This is a genomic window from Mesorhizobium sp. M4B.F.Ca.ET.017.02.2.1, from assembly GCF_003998955.1.
Lineage (GTDB): Bacteria > Pseudomonadota > Alphaproteobacteria > Rhizobiales > Rhizobiaceae > Mesorhizobium > Mesorhizobium abyssinicae.
The window spans coordinates 1-6,318 of the sequence record NZ_RZOF01000360.1 but is presented as its reverse complement, the minus strand read 5'-3'; the positions used below and the strand labels follow the sequence as shown (position 1 = coordinate 6,318).

At 65.9% G+C, this 6,318-nt stretch carries 2 protein-coding genes and 1 pseudogene; 1 reads left to right on the top strand and 2 read right to left on the bottom strand.

The features are described 5' to 3' along the window. Positions 1-407: pseudogene (locus tag EN738_RS29050) on the top strand (DUF459 domain-containing protein); the annotation flags it as partial. Here the strand turns inward: EN738_RS29050 and EN738_RS29045 are convergent. Further along, positions 404-1,858 carry a glutamate synthase subunit beta gene (locus tag EN738_RS29045; protein ID WP_127286653.1) on the bottom strand — a complete coding sequence of 485 codons (1,455 nt, stop codon included), beginning with the start codon at positions 1,856-1,858 and terminating at the stop codon, positions 404-406. The pseudogene EN738_RS29050 and the gene EN738_RS29045 overlap by 4 nt on opposite strands. Positions 1,859-2,000: 142 nt before the next feature. Continuing rightward, positions 2,001-6,318: glutamate synthase large subunit (gltB, locus tag EN738_RS29040; RefSeq protein WP_127286652.1), on the bottom strand; the 4,318-nt coding region annotated here is incomplete at its 5' end.

Below are 6,318 nucleotides of genomic sequence, written 5' to 3'. Positions count from 1 at the left end.
CGGAAGTCATCTTCGGCAACCGGAAGGCCGGCAAGCGCAAGCTTGCCTTCTACACCGAAAAGCCGCTGGCCAAGATCCTCGGACTGGCGGCGCCCGGAAGCGTGACGACAGTCTCCGCGCCGGCGGGCGCCCCGGTCGAAGCGCCGGCGCCCAATGCCGCCCCGATCGTGATCGACCGCCCCGTGCCGATGCTGCTCGGCGATCCGGCGCTGGACGGCGGCTCCGAGCTTCTCGGCGCGGCGGCGCCCGCCAAGGCGAATCCGAATTTACCTGGCGAGAAACTCGTCATCGAGGGCAAGGCGCCCGCCGCCTCGCCCGGCCGCGCCGACGATTTCTCCTGGCCGCCGAAAAGCCAGCCCACAACGTCAGCCGCGACACCGGATACGACGACGGCTATCAACCCTTAACGAGGCAGCACGCTCGATCCCATCAGCGCCTCGTCGATCGAGCGCGCCGCCTGGCGGCCCTCGCGAATCGCCCACACTACCAGCGACTGGCCACGGCGCACGTCGCCCGCCGCGTAGAGCCTGTCGACGCTGGTCTTGTAGTCGCGGTCATTGGCCTCGACATTCTTCGAGCGGCGGCTGTCGGTGACGATCCTCATCTGCCCATCCAGCTCGCTCGCCACGCCGGTGGCGGCCGGCCCGGCAAAGCCGATGGCGATGAAGGCGAGATCGGCGCGGATGACGAATTCGGTGCCGGCGATCGGCTTGCGCTTCTCGTCGACCTCGCAGCAGCGGACGCCGGTCAGCTGGCCGTCCTCGCCGATGAATTCAAGCGTTGCCACCTGGAACTCGCGCTCGGCGCCCTCGGCCTGCGAGGACGAGGTGCGCATCTTGGTCGCCCAGTAGGGCCAGACGGCGAGCTTGTCTTCCTTCTCCGGCGGCTGCGGGCGGATGTCGAGCTGGGTGACGCGCACCGCGCCCTGGCGGAAGGCGGTGCCGACGCAGTCGGACGCGGTGTCGCCGCCACCGACGACGACGACATGCTGGCCGCTGGCTATGATCGGATGCGAGGGCCACGCCACGGACTGGATCGGCTCGCCACCGACACGGCGGTTCTGCTGCACCAGATAGGGCATGGCGTCATGCACGCCGCCGAGGTCGTCGCCCGGGATGTTGGCGGCGCGCGGCATTTCCGAGCCGCCGCAATAGAGCACCGCGTCATGTTCGGCGAGCAGTTCGGCCACAGGCTTGTCGACGCCGACATTGACGCCGCAATGGAAGGTCACGCCCTCGCCCTGCATCTGCTCGATGCGGCGGTCGATATAGTGCTTCTCGATCTTGAAGTCCGGGATGCCGTAACGCATCAGCCCGCCCGGACGGCTCTCGCGCTCATAGACATGCACGTCATGGCCGGCGCGGCCGAGCTGCTGGGCCGCCGCCATGCCGGCCGGGCCGGAACCGATGACGGCGACGCGCTTGCCGGTCTTCTTCTCCGGCGGATAGGGCCGTATATGGCCGGTCTCGTAGGCCTTGTCGGCGATCGCCTGCTCGACGGTCTTGATGGCGACCGGAATGTCCTCGAGGTTCAGCGTGCAAGCTTCCTCGCACGGCGCCGGGCAGATGCGGCCGGTGAATTCCGGGAAGTTGTTGGTCGAATGCAGGTTGCGGATCGCATTGTCCCAGTCGCCATTGTAGACGAGGTCGTTCCAGTCGGGGATCTGGTTGTGGATCGGGCAGCCGGTCGGCCCGTGGCAGAACGGAATGCCGCAATCCATGCAGCGCGCGGCCTGCTTCTCGACCTCCTTGTCCGACATCGGCAAGGTGAATTCGCGGAAATGCCGGATGCGGTCGGAGGCCGGCTGGTACTTGTGCACCTGCCGGTCGATCTCAAGAAACCCTGTTACCTTGCCCATAGTCCAGTCCCTGCTGTCCGAAGGCACGCACTTGTCGGCGAACCGGTTAACCCCATAAGGCCGCCATGGCAACCGCAGTCCGGGGTCAGGATTGTTGGTGAGGATGGCAGCCGGAGATCCATCTCTCCGGCCCTTCCAATGCTTATTCGGCCGCCACGCTCATGCGCATGCGTTCCATCTCGATCAGCGCGCGGCGATACTCGACCGGCATGATTTTCCGGAATTTCGGCCGGAACGCCGTCCAGTTGTCGAGGATCTCGCGGCCGCGCACCGAGCCCGTGAAATGCACGTGGTTCGAGATCAGCTGATAGAGCCGCTCCTCGTCATGGCTGGTCATGTCGCCGGAGACGTCGACGCGACCCTTGTGGTCGAGATCGCCGCCGTGATGCAGCAGCTTCTCCATGAGGTCGTCTTCCTCGGGGACCGGCTCCAGCTCGACCATCGCCATGTTGCAGCGCTCGGCGAAATCGCCCTTCTCGTCCAGCACATAGGCGACGCCGCCCGACATGCCGGCAGCGAAGTTGCGCCCCGTTTTGCCGAGCACGACGACGATGCCGCCGGTCATGTATTCGCAGCCATGGTCGCCGACGCCTTCGACGACTGCCGCGACGCCCGAATTGCGCACCGCGAAGCGCTCGCCGGCGACGCCGGCGAAATAGGCTTCGCCCTCGGTCGCGCCGTAAAGCACCGTATTGCCGACGATGATGGAGTCAGCCGCGACGATCTTGGCCTCTTCCGGCGGGCGGATGACGATACGGCCGCCCGACAGGCCCTTGCCGACATAGTCGTTGCCGGCGCCGACCAGCTCGAACGAGACGCCCCGCGCCAGGAAGGCGCCGAAGGACTGGCCGGCGGTGCCGGTAAGCTTCACCTGGATCGTGTCCTCGCGCAGGCCCTTGTGCTTGAAGCGCTTGGCCACTTCGCCCGACAGCATCGCGCCCGCCGAACGATCGACGTTGCGGATCGGCAGCTCGATGGACACGGCCTGCTTGGCTTCCAGCGCCGGCTTGGCCAGCTCGATCAGCTTGCGGTCGAGCACGTCGTCGATCGGGTGCTTCTGGCGCTCGGTCCAGTGCACCGCCTCGTGCGGCGCGTCCGGCTTGAAGAACATCTTGCCGAAATCGAGCCCGCGCGCCTTCCAGTGCCGGATCACGTCGCGCTTCTCCAGAAGATCGGTGTCGCCGATGATCTGGTCGAGATGGGTGAAGCCCATTTCGGCGAGCAGCGCGCGCACCTCTTCCGCCACATAGAAGAAGAAGTTGATGACGTGCTCGGGCGCGCCCTTGAAGCGCTTGCGCAGCACCGGGTCCTGCGTCGCCACGCCGACCGGGCAGGTATTGAGGTGGCACTTGCGCATCATGATGCAGCCGGCCGCGATCAGCGGCGCGGTCGAGAAGCCGAACTCGTCGGCGCCGAGCAGCGCGCCGATGATGACGTCGCGCCCGGTGCGCAGGCCACCGTCGACCTGCAGCGCCACGCGCGACCTCAGGCCGTTGAGCACCAGCGTCTGATGCGTCTCGGCGAGGCCCATTTCCCACGGGCTGCCGGCATGCTTGAGCGAGGTCAGCGGCGAAGCGCCGGTGCCGCCGTCATAGCCCGAGATGGTGATGTGGTCGGCGCGCGCCTTGGCGACGCCGGCCGCGACCGTGCCGACGCCGACCTCCGACACCAGCTTGACCGAGACGTCGGCCGCCGGGTTGACGTTCTTCAGGTCGTAGATGAGCTGCGCCAGATCCTCGATCGAATAGATGTCGTGATGCGGCGGCGGCGAGATCAGGCCGACGCCGGGCGTCGAATGCCTGACCTTGGCGATGGTCGCGTCGACCTTGTGTCCGGGCAGTTGTCCGCCCTCGCCGGGCTTGGCGCCCTGCGCGACCTTGATCTGCATGACGTCCGAGTTGACGAGATATTCCGCCGTCACGCCGAACCGCCCTGACGCGACCTGCTTGATCGCCGAGCGCTCGGGGTTCTTGCCGCCGCCGGGCAGCGGCAGATAGCGGTCCGACTCTTCGCCGCCCTCGCCGGTGTTCGACTTGCCGCCGATGGCGTTCATGGCGCGCGCCAGCGTCGTGTGCGCTTCCCTGGAGATCGAGCCGAACGACATCGCACCGGTCGAGAAGCGCTTGACGATCTCTGCCGCCGGCATGACATCGTCGAGCGCGACCTTGTTGCGGCCGGTCTCTTCGGCGAGCCTGATCTTGAACAGGCCGCGAATGGTCTGGGCGCGCGCCGTCTCGCTGTCGATCTGCGCCGAATAGTCCTTGAACGTGTCCCACGAGCCCTGGCGCACGGCGTGCTGCAACGTGGCGACCGCGTCTGGCGACCACATATGCGCCTCGCCGCGCATGCGGTACATGTACTCGCCGCCGACCTCGAGGCCGTTGCGCAGCACCGGATCGTTGCCGAAGCCGTCGGTGTGGCGGCTGAGCGTCTCGGCCGCGATCTCGTCCAGCCCGACGCCCTCGATCAGCGTCGCGGTGCCGGTGAAGTACTTCTCGACGAAGTCCGACTTCAGGCCGATGGCGTCGAAGATCTGCGCGCCGCAATAGGACTGGTAGGTCGAGATGCCCATCTTGGACATCACCTTGAGGATGCCCTTGCCGATCGACTTGATGTAGCGCGAGACCACTTCGTAGGCGTCGACCTCCTCCGGCAGCTCGCCGCGCTTGTGCATGTCGAGCAGCGTGTCGAAGGCGAGATAGGGGTTGATCGCTTCCGCGCCGTAGCCGGCGAGGCAGCAGAAATGATGCACCTCGCGTGGCTCGCCGGATTCGACCACCAGGCCAACCGAGGTGCGCAAGCCCTTGCGGATCAGATGGTGGTGCACCGCGGCCGTCGCCAGCAGCGCCGGGATGGCGATGCGGTCCGGCCCGAGCTGGCGGTCGGACAGGATGATGATGTTGTATCCGCCGGCAACCGCCGCCTCGGCGCGCTCGCAGAGCCGGTCGATGGCGCCTTGCATGCCCGCAGCGCCTTCGTTCGAGCCATAGGTGATGTCGATCGTCTTGGTGTCGAAACGATCCTCGGTGTGGCCGATGGAGCGGATCTTCTCCAGATCGCCATTGGTCAGGATCGGCTGGCGCACCTCGAGCCGCTTGCGGCGCGAATTGCCGACCAGGTCGAAGATGTTCGGCCGCGGCCCGATGAACGACACCAGGCTCATCACCAGCTCCTCGCGGATCGGGTCGATCGGCGGATTGGTGACCTGTGCGAAGTTCTGCTTGAAATAGGTGTAGAGCAGCTTCGACTTGTCCGACATCGCCGAGATCGGCGTGTCGGTGCCCATCGAGCCGACCGCTTCCTGGCCGGTGGTGGCCATCGGCGACATCAACAGCTTGGTGTCTTCCTGGCTGTAGCCGAACGCCTGCTGCCGATCGAGCAGGCTGACGTCCTTGCGCAAAGCGCGCGGCTCGACCGGCTTCAAATCTTCCAGGATGAGCTGTGTGTTGGCGAGCCAATTCTTGTAGGGGTGCCTGGTCGCGATCTCCGACTTGATCTCCTCGTCGGAGATGATGCGGCCCTTCTCCAAGTCGATCAGCAGCATGCGGCCGGGCTGCAGCCGCCACTTCTGGACGATCTTCTCCTCCGGCACCGGTAGCACGCCGGCCTCGGAGGCCATGATGACCCGGTCATCATCGGTGACGATATAGCGCGCCGGGCGCAGGCCGTTGCGGTCGAGCGTGGCGCCGATCTGGCGACCGTCGGTGAAGACCACCGCCGCCGGGCCGTCCCACGGCTCCATCAACGCCGCATGGTATTCGTAGAAGGCCTTGCGATCGGCATCCATGAGCTTGTTGCCGGCCCAGGCTTCCGGGATCAGCATCATCATGGCGTGGCTCAGGCTGTAGCCGCCCTGGAACAGGAATTCGAGCGCGTTGTCGAAGCACGCCGTATCCGACTGGCCCTCATAGGAGATCGGCCACAGCTTCGAGATGTTGTTGCCGAACAACTCGGAATCGACCGAGGCCTGGCGGGCGGCCATCCAGTTGTTGTTGCCGCGCACGGTGTTGATTTCGCCGTTGTGCGCGACCATGCGGTACGGGTGCGCCAGCTTCCACGACGGGAAGGTGTTGGTCGAGAAGCGCTGGTGGACCAGGATCAGCGCCGTTTCGAAGCGCGGATCGCTGAGATCCCTGTAGTAGGCGCCGACCTGGTAGGCCAGGAACATGCCCTTGTAGACGATGGTGCGCGCCGACAGCGACACGCAATAGGCGCCGATGTCCTTGTTGTCGTTCTCGGCATAGATGCGGCCGGATATGACCTTGCGCAGCAGATAGAGCCTGGCCTCGTACTCTTCGTCGTCGGGGATGTCGGCCGTGCGGCCGATGAAGACCTGCCTGTGGAACGGCTCCGACGCCGCGATGTCCGGAGCCTTCGACAAAGATGAATTGTCGACCGGCACGTCACGGAAGCCGATCAGCGGCAGCCCCTCGGACTGCGCCGATTCGGTGATGATGTCC